17 protein-coding genes and 1 pseudogene are annotated in these 18,271 nt (G+C 57.6%); 13 read left to right on the forward strand and 5 right to left on the reverse strand.

Annotation, left to right across the window (positions count from 1 at the left end; all coding sequences use genetic code 11):
- Positions 1-43 precede the first annotated feature (43 nt).
- Genes BLR31_RS19940 through BLR31_RS19965 form a run of 6 tightly spaced genes read left to right on the forward strand, consistent with a single transcriptional unit; the run spans position 44 to position 6,224 of the window.
- Positions 44-1,114, forward strand: coding sequence for a glycosyltransferase family 4 protein (locus BLR31_RS19940; protein ID WP_090599850.1), 1,071 nt, complete (start codon positions 44-46; stop codon positions 1,112-1,114).
- Positions 1,115-1,122: 8 nt separating this feature from the next.
- Complete coding sequence (locus tag BLR31_RS19945) at positions 1,123-2,253, forward strand: CgeB family protein (protein WP_090599854.1); 1,131 nt, start codon at positions 1,123-1,125, stop codon at positions 2,251-2,253.
- Positions 2,250-3,344, forward strand: coding sequence for a CgeB family protein (locus BLR31_RS19950; protein WP_090599858.1), 1,095 nt, complete (start codon positions 2,250-2,252; stop codon positions 3,342-3,344). The genes BLR31_RS19945 and BLR31_RS19950 overlap by 4 nt, the downstream gene beginning before the upstream one ends.
- A complete protein-coding gene (locus tag BLR31_RS19955) occupies positions 3,341-4,435 on the forward strand; it encodes a CgeB family protein (RefSeq protein WP_090599861.1) in 1,095 nt (364 codons plus the stop codon). The genes BLR31_RS19950 and BLR31_RS19955 overlap by 4 nt, the downstream gene beginning before the upstream one ends.
- Positions 4,436-4,449: 14 nt before the next feature.
- Entirely contained in the window at positions 4,450-5,484 is a 1,035-nt protein-coding gene (locus BLR31_RS19960) for a UDP-glucuronic acid decarboxylase family protein (protein ID WP_090599864.1), read from the forward strand.
- The gene (locus BLR31_RS19965) at positions 5,481-6,224 is read left to right on the forward strand and encodes a TIGR04290 family methyltransferase (protein WP_090599868.1); all 744 of its coding nucleotides are present in this window, start codon (positions 5,481-5,483) and stop codon (positions 6,222-6,224) included. The genes BLR31_RS19960 and BLR31_RS19965 overlap by 4 nt, the downstream gene beginning before the upstream one ends.
- A gap of 39 nt (positions 6,225-6,263) precedes the next feature.
- Here the strand turns inward: BLR31_RS19965 and BLR31_RS19970 are convergent, their stop codons facing one another.
- Entirely contained in the window at positions 6,264-7,589 is a 1,326-nt protein-coding gene (locus BLR31_RS19970; RefSeq protein WP_143009468.1) for a DUF2254 domain-containing protein, read from the reverse strand.
- A 241-nt stretch (positions 7,590-7,830) separates the two neighbouring features.
- On the opposite strand from BLR31_RS19970, the gene nadE reads away from it, so the two are divergent.
- From nadE to BLR31_RS19980, 3 genes are all read left to right on the forward strand, one after another.
- On the forward strand, positions 7,831-9,333 hold the full coding sequence (gene nadE / locus BLR31_RS19975; protein ID WP_090599875.1) for an NAD(+) synthase: 1,503 nt from the start codon (positions 7,831-7,833) through the stop codon (positions 9,331-9,333).
- A 299-nt stretch (positions 9,334-9,632) separates the two neighbouring features.
- A complete protein-coding gene (locus BLR31_RS21470; protein ID WP_143009469.1) occupies positions 9,633-9,815 on the forward strand; it encodes a hypothetical protein in 183 nt (60 codons plus the stop codon).
- Positions 9,816-10,526: 711 nt separating this feature from the next.
- A complete protein-coding gene (locus tag BLR31_RS19980; RefSeq protein ID WP_244505168.1) occupies positions 10,527-10,916 on the forward strand; it encodes a response regulator in 390 nt (129 codons plus the stop codon).
- Positions 10,917-11,699: 783 nt separating this feature from the next.
- Here BLR31_RS19980 and BLR31_RS19985 read toward each other — a convergent pair.
- Complete coding sequence (locus tag BLR31_RS19985) at positions 11,700-12,317, reverse strand: hypothetical protein (protein ID WP_090599879.1); 618 nt, start codon at positions 12,315-12,317, stop codon at positions 11,700-11,702.
- Positions 12,318-12,638: 321 nt separating this feature from the next.
- Between BLR31_RS19985 and BLR31_RS19990 the strand changes: the two genes are divergently transcribed.
- Together BLR31_RS19990 and fdhD are read left to right on the forward strand one after the other, a co-directional pair.
- On the forward strand, positions 12,639-14,951 hold the full coding sequence (locus BLR31_RS19990; RefSeq protein ID WP_090599883.1) for an FdhF/YdeP family oxidoreductase: 2,313 nt from the start codon (positions 12,639-12,641) through the stop codon (positions 14,949-14,951).
- Positions 14,948-15,754, forward strand: a complete 807-nt coding sequence (gene fdhD, locus BLR31_RS19995) for a formate dehydrogenase accessory sulfurtransferase FdhD (protein WP_090599887.1) — start codon at positions 14,948-14,950, stop codon at positions 15,752-15,754. Before BLR31_RS19990 ends, fdhD begins: the two co-directional genes overlap by 4 nt.
- Positions 15,755-15,874: 120 nt before the next feature.
- Here fdhD and BLR31_RS20000 read toward each other — a convergent pair whose 3' ends face one another.
- Positions 15,875-16,111, reverse strand: coding sequence for a DUF2934 domain-containing protein (locus BLR31_RS20000; protein ID WP_090599891.1), 237 nt, complete (start codon positions 16,109-16,111; stop codon positions 15,875-15,877).
- Positions 16,112-16,728: 617 nt separating this feature from the next.
- On the opposite strand from BLR31_RS20000, the gene BLR31_RS20005 reads away from it, so the two are divergent.
- Positions 16,729-17,088, forward strand: a complete 360-nt coding sequence (locus BLR31_RS20005; protein ID WP_210183960.1) for a type II toxin-antitoxin system RelE/ParE family toxin — start codon at positions 16,729-16,731, stop codon at positions 17,086-17,088.
- Positions 17,078-17,380: a HigA family addiction module antitoxin gene (locus BLR31_RS20010; protein ID WP_090599898.1), complete on the forward strand. Its 303-nt coding sequence runs from the start codon at positions 17,078-17,080 to the stop codon at positions 17,378-17,380. The genes BLR31_RS20005 and BLR31_RS20010 overlap by 11 nt, the downstream gene beginning before the upstream one ends.
- 264 nt (positions 17,381-17,644) lie before the next feature.
- Here BLR31_RS20010 and BLR31_RS20015 read toward each other — a convergent pair.
- Positions 17,645-17,827 (reverse strand): annotated as a pseudogene (locus BLR31_RS20015) (helix-turn-helix domain-containing protein); the annotation flags it as partial.
- A 188-nt stretch (positions 17,828-18,015) separates the two neighbouring features.
- Positions 18,016-18,271, reverse strand: a 256-nt coding sequence (locus tag BLR31_RS22150) for a transposase (RefSeq protein ID WP_425287288.1), incomplete at its 5' end; no start/stop codon positions are given.

The raw sequence follows: 18,271 nt of genomic DNA on the forward strand, positions 1-18,271 counted from the left end.
CGTCCCTCATATCAGCGCTCCCCCAGCGAGCCGGCATATACTTATGACCCTGGATGCTCTGGGTGGGGTTTGGCGCTATGCGCTAGAGCTTGCTGCCGAGCTTCGGCCTCTGGGCTATCAGTTTACGTTCGCAGGTCTCGGGCCACGGCCTACCGTTGCGCAGCTTGAAGAAGCACAGCGCCTGGGCCAGGTGGTCTGGCTGGACGCGCCGCTTGATTGGATGGTGGACGACGAGCGTGCTCTCGACGTCGTGGCGCCACAGCTGTCGGCGCTCGCTGCTGAGCGGGCAGTGGATCTGTTGCACCTGAACCTCCCCTCGCAGGCGGCGGGACTGGTTGTCGGGGTGCCGGTCCTGACAATGTCGCACTCCTGTGTGGTGACCTGGTTCGCCGGCGTACGCAAATCGGCAGTACCATCGGAATGGTCGTGGCAATATCGCCGAAATCGGGCCGGGTTTGACAACAGCGACATGGTCCTGGCGCCAAGCCGGTCCCACGCGGCGATGCTTAGCGAGGCGTATGGGGCAATAGCCGGTCAGCGTGTGGTCCATAATGGTAGTCGTGCAATTCCCGGCGCTACCAAGAAGGAAAACTTGGTCCTTGCGGCTGGCCGCTGGTGGGACGATGGCAAGAACGGAGAGGTGCTCGATCAGGCTGCTTCCATGATCAATTGGCCGGTCGTTATGGCCGGGAGCAACCGTGGGCCAGCGGGGCAATCGCTATCGATCGCACATGCACACCATCGTGGTGAACTGCCCTATGGCGAGATCAGATCGCTTATGGCTCGGGCTGGCATCGTCTGCTCACCATCCCGCTACGAGCCCTTCGGCCTTGTCGCTCTGGAGGCGGCGGGCGCGGGCGCAGCTCTCGTTCTCTCCGATATACCGACCTACCGCGAACTTTGGGACGGGGCCGCTCTGTTTGTTCACCCGGTCGACTCGAATGCTTTTGCCGATGCCGTCAATTTCTTATCGCGCGACCCGGGTCTGCGTGACCACTTCGCTCGGGCTGCCCGCAAGCGGTCTCAGGTGTTCACCGTGGCTGCGCAGGCCAAGGCGATGGACGCCGCCTATCTGGAACTGCTCGAGACACCATCAATCACTCAGCGAGCTTGAGGGATATCATGAAGTTCATATTTTATACGCATTCGCTGATCTCCGACTGGAACCACGGCAATGCGCATTTCCTGCGTGGAGTCATGCGCGATCTGATCCGCAGAGGACATCATGCGTCAGCGCTCGAACCCATCGGGGCCTGGAGCCGTGAACATTTGCTTGCCGACCAAGGGGAGGCCGCCGAACAGCAGTTCTTTTCGACGTTTCCCGAGCTGATCAGTCGCGCGTATGGCACAGAGTTCGATCATGCCACCGCGCTAGAGGACGCAGATGTGGTTGTGGTGCACGAGTGGACAGACCCCTCGCTCGTGGCCAAGCTGGGTGCCATGCGCAAAGCGGGAGCCGCGGTTACTCTTGTGTTCCACGACACGCACCACCGCGCCGTGTCGGCCCGCGATGACATCGAAAGCCTTGATCTTTCGGGCTATGACATCGTTCTAGCGTTCGGTGAGGTACTGAGGCAACGTTACCTTGAGGCCGGATGGGGCAGGCAAGTGTTCACCTGGCACGAAGCGGCGGACGACAGCATCTTCAAGCCTTACCCGGGCGTCGTGCCCGGGGCCGACCTTATATGGATCGGCAACTGGGGGGATGACGAGCGCACGCGAGAGATCGATGAATTTCTGATCGAGCCCGCCGCTGCGCTTGGACTATCGGGGGCCGTGCGCGGTGTGCGGTATCCCGACAACGCTCTTGCTGCCATTTCCAAGGCCGGACTGAATTTTGGGGGGTGGATCGCCAACGCCTCGGTGCCACTAGAATTCGCCCAACATCGCGTAACCATACACATCCCGCGTCGACCGTATGTAAAAGCCTTGCCCGGCATTCCAACCATTCGTGTCTTCGAGGCTCTGTCCTGCGGCATTCCGCTTATCGCCGCACCGTGGGAAGACGCAGAGAACCTGTTTCACCCGGGCGCGGACTTTCTGATCGCGCGTGATGGTGAGGAGATGAAGTCTCAGCTCATGGCGGTTTTAAACGACAAGGAGCTGGCGTCCGAACTGTCAAATCGTGGCAGAGAGATAATCGCCAGCCGCCACACATGCCGCCATCGTGTCGACGAGCTATTCGCAATTCTCGCGGAGGCAGGCACCAGCCGTGTCGCGGAGCTTTTGGCGAACCGGGAGGCTGCGCAATGAAGCTCGCATTTTACGGTTCAAGCCTGCTTTCGGCATATTGGAACGGTGCGGCAACCTACTATCGCGGCATGCTCAAGGCGATGTGTGGGCTTGGTTACGACATCACATTCTATGAACCCGATGTCTATGATCGCAAAAACCATCGTGACATAGAGCCTCCCGATTGGGCACGCGTTGTGGTTTACGACGGGACGACCGCTGCCCTCCTTGAGGCTGCTCGACAAGCAGCCGACGCCGATGTCGTCGTCAAGGCGAGTGGCGTGGGTTTTGAGGACGATCTGCTCTTGAATACGCTGTTGGAGTCGTCGCGCTTCGATGCGGTTCGCATCTTCTGGGATGTGGATGCGCCAGCGACCTTATTGGGGATACAAGATCAACCCGAGCATCCGTTACGTTCGGCATTGGGCAAGCTCGATGCGGTGCTGACCTATGGCGGTGGCCAACCGGTCGTGTCTGCCTATGAAGCCTTGGGGGCAGGAATTTGTGTCCCGATTTACAACGGCCTTGATCCCGATACACATCATCCCGTTGCGCTTGATCCAAGATACCGTGCAGACCTTGCCTTCCTTGGTAATCGTCTGCCTGATCGAGAGGCACGGGTAGAAGAGTTTTTTCTCGCCGCCGCTTCGCGGCTGCCCAATCGTCAATTCATTCTAGGCGGGTCGGGTTGGGGCGATAAGTCGATGTCCGACAACATTGCTTATATAGGCCATGTCGGTACAGCGGACCACAACGCCTTCAACGTGACCCCACGGGCCGTCCTAAACGTCTCGCGTGATAGCATGGCTGGCATGGGGTTCTCCCCAGCAACTCGTGTCTTTGAGGCTGCGGGGGCAGGGGCGTGTCTCATCACCGACGCGTGGAGGGGTTTGGAGATGTTCCTTAAGCCCGACGAAGAGGTACTTGTCGCACGCGACGGCCAAGACGTAGCTGAGATTGTCCGCCAGCTCACCACTGAACGTGCGGCCGAGATTGGACGCGCGGCTCTGGCGCGGGTGCTGGCCGATCACACCTATGCCGATCGGGCGCGGCAGGCCGATGCCACCATCCGGCCACTGGCGGGCCGTCGTGCGGTGGAGGCAGGCCAATGAGCCGTTTCGATATCGTCATCATCGGCCTGACACTTTCCTCATCCTGGGGCAACGGCCATGCGACCACGTATCGGTCTTTGCTGCGCGGATTGAGATCGGAGGGTGCCAGGGTGCTTTTTCTCGAGTGCGATATGCCCTGGTACGCATCCAATCGCGATCTCCCCGATCCTAATTTCTGCACGCTCGAGCTATTCGAGAATACCGATGATCTCTTCAATCGCTTCGCGTCCGACCTTGGAGGTGCCCGTTCGGTCATAATCGGATCGTATGTGCCGGATGGCCCTCATGTTATCGATCGGGCCGCACATCTCAGACCTAATCTGTTCTGCTTTTACGATATCGATACGCCGGTGACTCTGGCAAAGCTCGATAATGGTGACGAGGAGTACTTGCGTCGCGACCAGATCGGTCTTTTCGATGCGTATTTCTCGTTCTCCGGCGGCAGGGTGCTCAAGCACCTTGAGCGCTGCTGCGGCGCGAAGCGCGCGTTACCATTGTATTGTTCGGTCGATGAAGCGCGATACTATCCGCTCCATGCCGACAAGCTGTGGGATTTGGGCTATCTGGGTACCTACAGTCCCGATCGCCAGCCGACGTTAAATCGCCTGCTGATCGAGCCGGCGCGGCGCCTGCCGCACAAGCGTTTTGTCGTAGCCGGACCACATTATCCCGAGGATATCGATTGGCCCAGTAACGTCGATCGTATCGACCACCTGCCGCCCGGCGAGCACAATCTTTTCTACAACCAACAGATGTTTGCGCTCAACGTCACTCGCGCCGCCATGGTCGCAGCAGGCTCGTCCCCGAGCGTACGGCTGTTCGAAGCGGGGGGTACCGGGACCCCGATTATTACCGACCGTTGGGAAGGGCTGGACGAGTTTTTCGCACCCGGCAGGGCCATCCTTCCCGCTGACGGCACCGATGATGTCGTGGCCATTCTCAAAGACATGGACGAAACGACTCGGAGCGCCATCGCGAATTCGGCTCGAGAGACTACTCTCGCATCCCATACTGGGAAGGCTCGCGCGAGCCAGCTTCTCGCACATTTAGCTCAGCTAGAGCTTCCTGCCATTGCCCCTCAACACGTTTGATCTGGAGAACTCTCATGCTCAAAAAGGTGACACCGCCCTGCAAGACAATCCTCGTTGCCGGGGGTGCAGGATTTGTGGGGTCTCACTTGTGCGATGCGCTCCTTGCTGAGGGCCATGCCGTAATCTGTCTCGATAGCTTTCTCACTGGCAGGCGCAGCAACATCCGCCCACTGCAAAACCACCCCAATTTCCGTTTGGTCGAGCACGACATCAGCACGCCGATGCAGATCGAGGACCGAGTTGACCAAATCTACAATCTTGCTTGCCCGGCGTCTCCGCCCCACTATCAGGCGGACCCGGTCCATACCATGATGACGAGCGTTGCTGGCACAGGCAATTTACTGGATTTGGCGAAACACAAGAAAGCCAGTTTCCTCCAGGCGTCTACCAGTGAGGTTTATGGTGATCCCGAAGAACACCCACAGCGCGAAGATTATTGGGGGCATGTCAATTGTACTGGACCCAGGGCGTGCTATGATGAAGGCAAGCGGGCTGCCGAGGCGCTTTGCTTTGACATGTTGCGGCTCGGCGAAGTTGATGCTCGCGTGGTTCGGATTTTCAACACCTATGGCCCGCGCATGCGCGCAGATGATGGCCGCATCGTTTCCAACCTGATCTGGCAAGCTCTGCACAACCAGCCCTTGACCATTTACGGCACCGGCAGCCAAACGCGTTCGTTCTGCTTTGTCTCCGATCTTGTCGCTGGCCTTATCGGGCTCATGAACGTCCAGCCCAATCCCAAGCTGCCGGTCAACATTGGCAATCCGGGTGAATTCACGATCTCCGAACTGGCGCAGATGGTTGTATCGTTGACGGGTTCGCAATCGAAGCTCGTCTACAAACCGCTCCCTCAAGACGATCCCCAGCGCCGCCAGCCCGATATTGCCCGAGCTCAGAGTGTTCTGGGATGGGAGCCGAAGGTGCCTCTGTCCGAGGGGCTTCCTCATACCATTTCCTGGTTTGCGGCTGAGGTGTCCGCGCAGGCTCGCACGCCACATACGATTCCTGGCCTACGTCTAGCAGCAGTCGCAGGAGGCGCGGCGCCATGAACACGCACCAATCTCTCGCTCAGAAGATCAAAGATCTGGGGCCTTGGTTCCACAACCTAATTATCGACGACATCCCCACGGCGCCGGATCACTTTTTGGGTGATTATCCAACGTTCAAGTGGGAACGGTTCAGCCATGTTTTGCCCAAAGATCTTTCAGGTATGAGCGTTCTCGACATCGGGTGCAATGCGGGCTTTTATACACTTGAGATGAAGCGGCGGGGCGCAGACCGTGTGGTCGGGATCGATTCCGATCCGCGCTATCTCGCCCAAGCTGAATTTGCTGCTGGCCATCAGGGGCTCGATATCAATTTCCGTCAGATGACTGTCTACGACGTAGAACGCCTCCACGAGAGGTTCGATCTTGTTGTCTTCATGGGCGTTCTGTACCATCTGCGACACCCTCTGCTCGCGCTCGATCTTATTCATCAACATGCTGCGAACGACCTGTTGCTCTTTCAGTCCATGCAGCGGGGGAGTGCGGAAATCGCTCGCGTTGAGAGCGATTACGATTTCAGCGAATGGGAGATTTTCGAGGAAGCTGGGTTTCCTCAATTCAGCTTTGTCGAGCATAGTTATGCTGGCGATCCAACTAACTGGTTCATCCCAAACCGGGCCGGCATGGAAGCCCTTCTGCGGAGTGCGGGTTTTTCCGTTGTGGCCAATCCGGAGCGGGAAGTGTATCTTTGCCGCCGCGGACCCGCTCCTTACTTTGCGGATCGTTTATCGGTGACGGCCTAGACAGCCATCGACAGGCGAGGAGACCTCGGGCAGCGAACGCTATAGTGAGGAGAGGGTCTTGAACGCGGTAGCCAGATGGATGCTGATTACAGCTTGATCATCTGCGTTGGCCACTTCTCGGCTGGCATCTTCTCCCAGGCGCACGAGCTGGTTCTTTATCGCGTCAAGCTGATCAAAGTTTTGGCAGTGCTCGCCTACTTGCCTGAGCGCTTCGATTTGATTGAGCACCACGACAGGCTTTCCTGCGCCCAGTTGCCTGATTTGATCAAAACTCGCAGCCAGAATGGCTGCATGACCATGTTGGGGGCATAGGACTCGGACAGCACCGCTTTCGCCCATCAATACCTCGCGTGGCAAACTCAAACTCATCAGACGCGCCAAGCTTTTCGACAAGCGGTGAAGCACGGCGATCGCGGTATAAGGGTCATTGAGGCTCGGAGAGAGCGCGCGAACTGCGATTTCTACGAGATGACGGATGGGGTAATCGACGTCCTGAACAGGCGTGCGGTTCACGCCTGTAGTGATTGTTTCGCAAATGCGCTTCCGGTCCACCTCAGTCAGTCGGCCCGCGGGCCAAACGGAAATCCAGCGCCCGTGAGGCACGACGAACTTTCCAGGTTGATGATCGAGATGTATCACAAGATCGGCACGCTCGGCGATTGCGACCAGTTCATCGAAGTCGATCGATTGAATGTAGCCGGAATCGTCTGTTCCGAAGGCTACTTGATCAGGGCGATCGGCGACATCTGACCACGCGCGCAGACGTTCCACGGTCGTTAGCGGCTCAAGATCGTCCAGCAGGACATCAAGTTCCCGTCCAACTCGTTCAATAATTGTTTCCGACACGATCGAAAGCGCAAGTGTGTGGATGAAGGGTATGAGAAGCGCCACACTCAAAGCGACAAGCACGATAGCCAAGGTTGCTGAAGGCATCGCGATAGGGACCCGATCGGTAACCGGGCCAAGAGCGGCATACTGTATCAGGCAGTATAGTATTGTCATTAAGAATGTGCCGAAGACGAGCTGGGTTTGGATGCTCGCCATAAAATTGCGGATCAATCTCGGACCGAATTGACTCGCTGCCAATGTCAGCACGACGATGGTTATGGAAAAGACTAACGACGTCATCGTGATGGTCGACGCCAAGAGCGTGGATAGCAAATCGCGTGCTGCGTCGGGGGTGCCGGCGTAGAGCCACCAAGGATGAGCTACCAGTCCATCGCCCGTTCCGTGATCAGCCCATGCCCCCCCAACAGCGAGGCCGGGCGCGAGCAAGACCATGATGGTTGGCACGAACCAGAAGCTGGTACGGATTGCATCCCATGCAGCTTTGTTGCGGATTTTGGCGCCAAGTTTCCTGCTCATTTGGCGCTCGATTGGTAGCACCGCTTGGCACCGCGCCTCGTCCTGCGTTCAATCTGCTGCCGGCGGACCATATCGCTTGTCCGGTTTGCTGGAGCAGGGGCAACCCCTTTGGCCGAAGGCGGTTCCGGGTCGGCGCCGTCATTGCTTTATGCTGGACAAGTGCCGCCTCTGGAACGCCCGAGATGCTGGATGCTTTGCCCTGTACCTCTGGGAAACGCTTCGCAAAGGACGGGCAGTTTGAATGCAGCACTTGGATGAAATTCTTGAACTCTCGCGGCAAACTGGGCGAGGGCAGCTTTCGCCTTGGTTCGATGCGCGGCTGCATGCGCAGGTCCGATCGGGTCACTTCTTGCCGCGGACCAAACTTGAGGCGGTCGGACAGCGTTTGGTGGGGCAAATGTCGGACTATCGGCAGCAGGCCGGCATTGCCACCGCCGTGCTGGGGATGTCGGGTGGCGTAGATAGCGCTGTGACGGCGGCGCTTCTCAAACAGGCCGGCTGGCGCGTCATCGGGTACACACTGCCCATTGAGCAGGAACCGAGCGAAACGGAGCGTGGTATAGAGGCCTGCCGGGAACTGGGCCTAGAGCATGTGCACATCGATCTGACCGAGCAGTATCAAAATATGGTGGCTGCAATGGGAAAGCTCGACGCGGCGCTACAAACCTCACACGCCAACCAGGAGCGCACGCGGCGTGGCAATGTCCGAGCGCGGCTGCGTATGATCACGCTGTACGATCAAGCGCATCGCTGGGGCGGACTTGTAGCCAGCACTGACAATTTCTCGGAACTGGGTGCGGGATTCTGGACGCTCCATGGCGACGTCGGAGACGTTGCACCAGTGCAGGCGCTGTCGAAGTCCTGGGAAATACCCTGGATGGCGCGGCGGTATGGCGTGCCTGAAAGTATCTGGCGCGCCACACCGACGGACGGGCTGAACATCGGGGACGGCGACGAAGCCCAGATCGGAGCGTCCTACCTTCAATGGGACATAACGGTCTTTGCCGTGACCGATGCCTTACGCGAAAACCCATCGCTCACTGAGTCGGAACTGGAGGTCACGCTGGATGCACAGCAAGATCCGGCCGCATCGTCTATCATCGCGACCGTTTTGCGCAAACTACGTGCCACGTGGTCCAAGCGCGTTAACCCGATCGCTTTGGCGCACCCGGCGTCCGACCGGCTTGGCATGCTTGATCGGATTGACACACGATTTTTCCGGCCTGCCGTATTGCGCGATGATCGTGTGTTGAGTGCATTTCCCGCAGAAACGGCAGCCGCTGGTTGGCGCCTGGTACAGCGTCTCAAGAACAAGTCGATCCGGCTTGTTACCGCGGAGTCTTGCACAGCAGGCCTGCTCGGCGCATGCGTCGCTGCCGAACCTAGAAGCTCGGACGTGCTGGAAGGGAGCTTCATAACCTACCGTCCATCAATGAAGGTGGATGTTCTTGGCGTTTCGGAGACACTCATCAAAGAGCGGACGGTTTACGACCCGGATGTCGCCGCTGCCATGGCGAAGGGAGCGCTGCGTGAGGCTGAAGGCGCAGATTTGGCCATAGCCATAACTGGAGTGGCGGGGCCAGAGCCCGACCAAGGAAAACCTGTTGGGCTGGTCTACATAGCAACTCAGATACGCGGAGACGAAGCGAGGGTGACGGAGTGCCGGTTTCAGGGAGCTCCTGAACACATCATCTCAGCGGCGATACGCAAGGCGTTGGAGATGGGTCTCGTGGCGCTGGCCTAAAGAGTGTTGGTGACTGCGAAGCTGCAGGAGCCAACCTGGCCAAGTGACTATTCCTGTGGCGTGCCGTTTGGGAAGTTAACGGCAATCAAATGACGGCGTTGCGGGTCATGACGCGTAAGGGGCTCAGCGCCGATCCGAGTGGCGAGGGCTAGGCATCGATGTTGACGCGGGCTCGACAACAGTATCGGTACCTGACCGATGCGCTCGAGGCGTTGAGTTTGCCCAGTCGTGATTTCAGCTTTCGGGACGCCGGTCATGTTTGCCAATAACGCTTCCGGGATTGGTGGGGCGTTGCGTTGGTGACAAAAAATGATTTCTCGATGTTGAGCGAGAAAGGAAATGTCCAACTAATTCGAGGGATCGACGAGGACATTACAGCGGAGTGCAACAGCCGAGACCTGTTGGCGCTCAGCGAAGAGAAAAGACGCAGCGCCGCCGAGCTTTTCCTGGCTGAGTTTGTGGGGCTGGATGATAAGTCGTGAACGGTAATCTAGTCCGACGAGCACTTTCGGATGGAGGGCACCAAAATCGGCGAGGTCGAGCCAAGCTATGAGTTTGATCGGTCCGTACTCAACCCGACGACGCAGTGGCTGCCCTAAAAAGGCGGGCGATTGCGCACCCATTCGGTCAGGAGTTTCGAGCTGTGCACCGGATGATTGCATCCACTGGCTCTATGCACCCGGCAGCACCAAGTATGACAGCATCGGCGGGGCCAAGCACATGGCCGGGGCGATGTTCGAGACGACGCCTTGGAGACTGAGGAGCGGCAGCAGCAGGCGCTGGCTGCCGTCTTCAGCACCGGGCGCGCAATCCGATCGCTGCCATCCGCAGCCTTGCCAATGAGACCTTTTCGCCAGTCGAACTCTGGCTCAGTTCAACGACGCATCAGCGGCCAATCGGCGCGCTTTTAAGGCCTCCTCTTTCGCGCCGAGAGCGAGCAAATTACTAATCAAGCGCGTCGAACACGAGATGCAGGCGCTCGATAAAGCTCTCGCTGCAAAGCTGGAAAGGCGGGCAAACTTTACTCCTTTTGGGAAGAACAAAGTATCCCAGATCAATCCCATGGGCGACGAGGTCTCCCGACTCGGGCACTGGCAGACGGCTTAACAAGCAATCAGTGCTCTGTTTTCTCGATGCAAAAGTTACCATTGAACTCGGTGCGGATCCGCTACGTTGTTCAGTTGAGTTTCCTATTGATCGGAATTGATATGGCTAGCCCAAATATATTCCACGGCCGCCGCGTGTTGGTTCTGGAAGATGACTATTGGATCATGGCAGAACTCGTTCGCGATCTACGTGAGAGCGGGGCTGATGTCGTCGGGCCGTTTGGTGAAATTATTCAGGCTCTTGACGCTCTTGGCAGCGTACAAAATCTAGATGCGGCGATCCTAGATGTGAACATCCAAGGTAACCGAGCGTTCGCGGTTGCGGACATTCTCATGGATCGCAACATCCCATTCGTTTTCGCCACTGGCTACGATGCTTCTGAAATCCCGGCTGCCTATGCAAACATTCCCGTGTTTCAAAAACCGGTCACGACGTCAGATATTGCTCAGGCTCTTTTAATGCGCGTGTCTCACTAATTGCTCCAATGCCAAGGGGCGTGACGTCCAAGATCTCTCCGCCCCCCGCGACTACCCCTCGATTGCGTCGCGGGTCTAGTGATCACACGCTCAAAGGGTCCGCGATAATCTGGTAACAAGAATAGTCTGCGGCTTTGCGATCCTTTTAAACCAACTTCAGCCTCGGATCCTCACTCCTCGCGGTGCGTGCGGCTATCCGAAGTTCCGCGGGGTGGTCTAATACGCTTTGGCAGGATCTTGGTTTTGCTAGCGACGAGAGCTGGGCCAGCGGCCCGTGCGTACATCGGGCGCTGGTTGGTTGTCTTGTGGCGCGTCGGGTCGATCCTGATCACGCGGCAGCAACCGCGCTTCGATGACGCTGCTGAACAAGATTAAACTGACCATGACCAAGAAGACGAAAAACGCCACGGCCAGTAATATGAGGAGGAAAGGCAAAGCACGCGCTCCACATTCGTTCTAAATCTATAGGTTCGCGGCCACCACGACAGCCAGAACTACCACAGCCAACAGGCATAGTACGAGAAGGGGACCCTTTATCCCGCCACGCGGACGATGAATGTCGCGGCCTGCCTCAGGCGCCAGCGCCTCCCTTGTGCTTTGTATCGCGCCTACTGTTATGGTGATCTACGGGTGGTGCCATCTTTAGATCCTCCTTGATGTCATGCTGTTAACCTTGTCGGTGACGTCGTGGTTCCGATCTGGAATAGCCGTTTGCGCACCCTGTGCTGAACAGTATGGGGAATTGTTACGCTAAACGGGTGTGCGGCACTTTCAGCCTGTGTTTCAGTTTACATCGGCCATCTGAACGATTATGCGCTTACGGGCACGCCGCGAGCGAATCTGTTGGGTTTTGCCGGTCATGGCTTGCACATACCATGTACCCGCCTTTGCCTCTGCCCCAAAGCGTCGTTGTGCACCTATAAGCAGCTCCTCAGAGGCGTGATCTGCGATGACCGTCACGTCAAGCAATACGGCTTCGTTTTCGGGATCAGACCAGGACGTGCCTTCCGCTCGCTCTGCACGCGCGATGAGATCTCCGAATGTGCCAATCGACGTGTAATCTCCCGATCCAAGCGGACCCTGCAACGTGCGTTGTCTGGGATCGGCTGGGGCGCTGTCTTCCAGCTCTTCCAAATCGGTGACAGCCAACGTGTAGCGCTTGCTTGTGCTGCGTAAGGTCACAATCACGCTTTCGATATAGATGGCGTCGGAACTCATGTTACTCACGAAACAGGATGCATCCAATGTCGAGCCGGCTGCTCTGTTAATGACGATCTTGGGGCGTATCTGCCGCCTGTAGCTGTGTAGAAAAACCTGCAAATAACCGAGCCAGACGAGCAGCATGGCTGCACTCGAAAGGGCGTTTATCACGTCGCTGTTGTTGGCGATCCATTCCTGCATTGTCTCCACTCCGCTCGGAAGCCTGCAAACGCCCCTCATATCTCTGAGTTCCAACGACAAAGCATGAGCCGCGATGGTCCATTTACCGTGACCGTCCTGGTAACAAATCGCCGGTTCACCTCTCGATGAGGCGACAATAGCAGATCAAAATTGTGCCACTCAGCCAGGATGCACTCATCGTCGCGAAGCCACCTCACGACAAAGCGCGTTGCTCGCAAGAATCATCGTGTCTTGCCGAGTGCCGCCTTTTACTTCGCCCATGCTGGAACCGTGCCGGACGGAAGGCATTCAGTTTAAAGGGAACGTGGGTGAGGTGTGGATATGGTTCGCAAGAAGAAATTCAAACCCTATAAGGGGCCGGCGGGGGGATGGGGGTCGATCAAGTCGGTCACCCGCCACATGGCTAAGCAAAAGTTGCTTCCGAGCGCCGTTCCCGAATTAGTTCAGCAAAACAAGCCCGACGGGTTCATGTGCGTGAGTTGCGCATGGGCCAAGCCCGAGCCCAGCCACCCGGCCGAGTTCTGCGAGAACGGTGCCAAGGCGACCTTCGCCGAGATCACAAAGAAACGCACGACGCCTGACTTCTTTTCTGCGCACACGATCACTGATTTGCGCACCTGGTCCGATCACGATCTGGAAGATCAAGGTCGGATCACCCATCCCATGCGGTTCAATCGCGAAACTGACTGTTACGAACCCGTGACCTGGGGCGAGGCAATTGCCGGAATCGCGGCGGAACTCGAGGACATTCGATCCCGCGATCCTGAGCGAGTAGTGTTCTATGCATCCGGCCGCGCCTCGCTCGAAACGTCCTACATGTATCAGCTCTTTGCCCGTATCTACGGCAATAACAATCTGCCCGACAGTTCGAATATGTGCCACGAAACCACGTCGGTCGCGCTGCCCGAAGTGATCGGAGTTCCCGTCGGAACGGTGAGGCTGGAGGACTTCGACGACGTCGACATGATCCTCTCGTTCGGGCAGAACGTCGGGTCCAACAGCCCGCGCATGCTCCATCAGCTTAAGGACGCGACCGAACGTGGAGCGACGATTGTCACCTTTAATCCCCTGCGCGAACGGGGCTGGGAGCGGTTCGTTGATCCCCAAAATCCCGCGCACATGCTATCCTCTGGCGAAACTCGTATCAGCACGCTCTACCATCAGGTTCGGGCCGGCGGAGACATTGCGGCGATCGCGGGCATTGCCAAGGCGCTGCTAAGCTTCGACGACGACGCCTGCGCCAATGGCACAGCTCGGGTGCTGGACACTGCATTTATCGGCGAGCACACGAGCGGTTTCTCCAAGATCGAAGAGTTTCTACGCGCACAGACCTGGGTGGATCTGGAACGTGAGAGTGGCCTTACGCGCAAGGATCTCGAGGTCGTTGCCAAAATCTACGGGCGAGCCCGTAATACCATCGCCATCTATGGGATGGGGCTTACCCAGCACAAGCTGGGCGTCGATACGGTACAGATGCTGGTCAATCTCCTGCTCCTTAAGGGCAATATCGGCCGGCGCGGATCGGGAATCTGCCCAGTCCGAGGTCATTCCAATGTCCAGGGGCAGAGGACGGTGGGTATCGCTGAAAAGCCCGAACTTGCGCCTTTAGATCAACTCGAAAAGCAATATGGGTTCGAAGCCCCGCGCAAAGAGGGTCTCAATACTATCAAAGCCTGTCAGGGGATAGTTGCTGGCAGCGTCGATGCCTTTGTCGGGCTGGGCGGCAATTTCCTGCGCGCCGTTCCCGACCGGGACCAGATGGAAGCCCATTGGCCCAACATGCAATTGACAGTGCAGATCGCCACCAAGCTCAACCGATCCCATCTGTTCAACGGGCGCGCGGCTTATCTCTTGCCGTGCCTGGGACGGATCGAGATCGATCGGCAGCAAGGGGACGAACAAATTGTGACTATGGAAGATTCGACTGCGGTCTTTCACAAGTCGAAGGGAATGCGCGAGCCCGCGAGCCCGGGCTTGCGGTCCGAACCCTGGATCGTAGCTCAAATTGCCAAGGCAACGATCGGATCAGACGCCAGCATCGACTGGGACGGATGGGTGAACGATTACGCGACCATCCGCGACGCCATGGAAACCACGTGGCCCGAGATGTTCGCCGATTTCAACGAACGGATCAAAAAGCCCGGAGGCTTTGCTCGGCCCATTCCCGCCCGCGAGCGCATCTGGAAGACGGAAACCGGCAAGGCCAATTTCAAGACGCCGCGCGCGCTTCAGGCCAGCTTCGATGACGGTGAAGACGACACGATCCTGCGTCTCATTACCCTGCGCAGCAACGACCAGTTCAACACCACGGTCTATGGCTATCGGGACCGTTTCCGCGGGATCTACGGCACGCGCATGGTGGTTCTGGTCAATAAATCAGACATCAAACGGTTCGGATTGAAAGAAAACGACGTTGTCAGTCTAGTTACGGTGGCCGACGACGGCATTCATCGGCGCATGGACGGCTTTACGGTCCTATCTTACGACATTCCGCAAGGATGCATCGGCGCGTACTATCCCGAAGCGAACGCCCTGATCCCGCTCTATCAGCACGCCCAGGACAGCTTTACGCCAGCCGCCAAGTCGGTTCCGGTTCGCATTGTGCCGCAAGATATCGCGGCGGCTGCGCAATGAGGATCGTAGAAGTTTCCCGGCCCGTAACGCCATTAAAGGTGGGTGCCGTTACGGGGCCCACGGAGCGCTGTGTTCCTGAAGAGGAACCTGTCGCCATCGTCTGTAACGGCACGACCGTCGCCGTCATGATGGCCACTCCGGCTGATCTGGAGGATTTTGCGGTCGGCTTTGTCTTGAGCGAACGGATCGTCTCGCACCGCGACGAGATCAGAAGGCTGGAGATTGTCATCCACGACGCAGGGATCGAAGCCCGCCTATGGATTGTCGAGGAACGGGCGCGCGCTATGATCGGACGACGCAGAGTGATGGCAGGCCCAACTGGTTGCGGATTGTGCGGCATCGAAAGCCTTGAGCAGGTCGACCGGATCCTCCCTGCCGTGACCCATAAGATTGGCCTGTCGTCCGCCGATATTGCGTGCGCCCTGGCTCGCCTCCGGGAGATGCAGACCCTCAACAGGGCCACACGAGCCGCACACGCGGCGGCGCTTTGGCAGAAAGAGTCGGGGGTGGTGATGGTGCGTGAGGACGTGGGGAGGCATAATGCTCTCGACAAGCTGATCGGAGCAATGGCGCGACAAGAAACGGGAACAGGCGCGCTGTTGCTGACCAGTCGCGTCTCGATCGAACTTGTGCAGAAGGCGGCCTTTGCAAACCTGCCGGTGATCATTGCGATCTCGGTTCCGACGCTTGCTGCCATCCGCAACGCGTCGAGGGCGGAGATAACCCTGATTGCAATCGCGCGTGACGACGGGTTCGAGATTTTCACACGGCCCGAAAGAATAAGGTGTGGCTTCGGATCTTGATTGCGGGGGTGCAAACCTCCGGGGCGACGTACGTCTTTCGGACGATCAAAGAAGCGATTCGCAAATAGCGCCCCGGGGCGTCACGAAATACGCCTCAACGAGCCGAGATGACATCATGACTTATCGGGGAGCGGTTCCACCTCGAGAAGCCTGTTGCGGCGGGACAGTTTCGGTTCGATCATCGGCGCCGCCCAATGACTCCGTGAGGTCGGGGTCGGGGTCGGTACTAGTGCTCTCGATCTCACCCTTCGCTTGTTCCCAATGCTCATTTTCGCGTCCGCTTGGCTGCCCCTCTTGAAGCCAAATCTCGTGCGCACGTTGGCGAATGCGGTCTTCAATGTTTGAGTCATGTGTCATATCGTGATCCTCCAGACCAGGAAATGCAGTCTATCTTGTGTGGGTTCCCCACAACCTGTCGCTTCTAAATTGGACCGGATAATCATCCACACAAGTTAGTCGCCACCGGGCGCGACACACAAGAGCATGCCGCTCGGCACTGGTTAAAGGCTCGCCTGCCGCGCTATTGCGGCTTTAGGACCCCCTTCTTCCACTCTTTCTGGTTGCTAGAGGTTCTTGTAGCCTCGGGACCGGATGCGCTCCGCGTCAAATCCCGCCTTGCGGTGTAGTAGGCAGCCGCGCCACCATCCTGCCGATGGCATGATCTCCGACGGATCTGGGTAAATAGGAAACGATAGTTGGGTCTCTCCCTGGCGTAGAGCAGCGCCTGTCCAGGTGGAGCTGATCAGGGTTATCCAGCCGGGCAGGGCAGCTGGGAGAAGCAACAAGTTCGCAGATCGCGGGTGGTTCAGGCGTCCTTCAGATCGAAGCTCCTCTGCACCTGCCTGCGGCTCATATGAAGCAACTCTGCGGCTAGACGACGCTCAATTTGCACGAGCGGATCTTCTGTATGGCTTCAATGCGGCTCAGTCCATGCTTCGAGATAGCGTTCAAAGACAGGGCAATTCCGTCAGCTCATGCTTCCATCGATTGCCATGCGTCGCGTGTCACTTGACGCATATGGGACTGGCCACTATACTTCTAACATGGATGTTGAGACCATCAGCCATAAGGGGTTGCGGCGCTTCTTTGAAACCGGTTCGGCCAGGGGACTGGTTGGCGATATCGAGCGTTTGCGCAAAATGCTTGCGTACATTTATGCTGCCGACGATGTCGCAGAACTTGCTGCTCCACCCAATTTCGGACTGCATGAACTGTCTGGCAACCGCAAAGGCACCTGGTCAATGACGGTCACCCGAAACTGGCGCCTGACATTCCGCATCAACGCTGACGGCGCCTTAGTTGATATGAACTTGGAGGATTATCATGGCACTTAAGCTCCATTCCTCATTGAACGTTCATGTCGGCGATTTTCTCAAGTCAGAGATCGTCGCTCCGACTGGCATGAGCGTGAAGGCGCTGGCTGATCATTTTGGTGTTTCACGACAGGCCCTGAGTACGTTGCTCAACGGGAACGCGGGCCTTTCTCCAGATATGGCCATTCGTTTTGAAAAGGGCTTTGGGATCAAAGCCGATACGCTGATGCGCATGCAGACGGCTTACGACATGGCGCGGGCCCGGCAACATGAGCAGCACATCGCCGTCAAACGACTAAACAATGCGGCGTGAAGTCGCTGTGTTTGTCCGATCTGCAAAGAGGATGGTCCACGATCTGGGCTAGAACCGTATTACAATACCCCGCTGCTGAACAATCTATTTTGAGAGTGCGGCGCCGAGCCCCATGAGGATTGGTTTCAAACAGAAGTCGCACTTGGGAATAGCGCGCACCCGCTACACGAGCGTGTCAAAGCCAATTAGAGGTGCGACAGAGTGTGTGACGGCCAAGTTGAAATGTCAGCTTTGGCGCAAAGTAGAAATGTCCGCCGAGGGTGGCCTCTTTTTGGGAAACCAGGCATTGGCGCCGCCGCGATCATACGCTTGCAAGAGCCGGTGAACCTGACTGCGACTGATATTTAGCAGCTCGGCCGCCTGGACAACGCTCAGTCGGTGCGCCCGAATCTTCTGAATAGCTTCGAGGCGGCTCAGTTCTTTCTGCGACATCGTGATCAAGGACATGGCAACTCCGTCAGCGCTAGGCGTCGTTGAAGCCAGTCTTTATTCCATCGTTGAACTTGACCACAGTCAGAGGGGCGAGTGTCGCATCTCTAAGTGGCCCAAGTGTCGCATTACTAAATGGATGTGTGACTTCGAATGTAAATGCAACGCTCCATTCGAGGGACGCTTGGCAGAGCAGTAGCCCCCGGTCAGACCGGCTGGTCAGGGTTGCAAGGGCTGACCGGGGGCGGGTTGGTGAACTTCAAATTTAGCATTTCATCGCGGAAGGCTTCTGCCGGTGTTCGATAGCTCAGGCATTTTCTCGGAGTCCCATTAATCCGGTCGCATAGCTGGCGCAGATACGTTCGCGGTAGGGACAGGATTACCGTCTCTCGAGGGAGATAGCGTCGAACTCGGCGGTTCATGTTCTCCACCGAACCCTTTTGCCAGGGCGCGGAAGGATCG

This window comes from Pelagibacterium luteolum (genome assembly GCF_900100665.1).
Lineage (GTDB): Bacteria > Pseudomonadota > Alphaproteobacteria > Rhizobiales > Devosiaceae > Pelagibacterium > Pelagibacterium luteolum.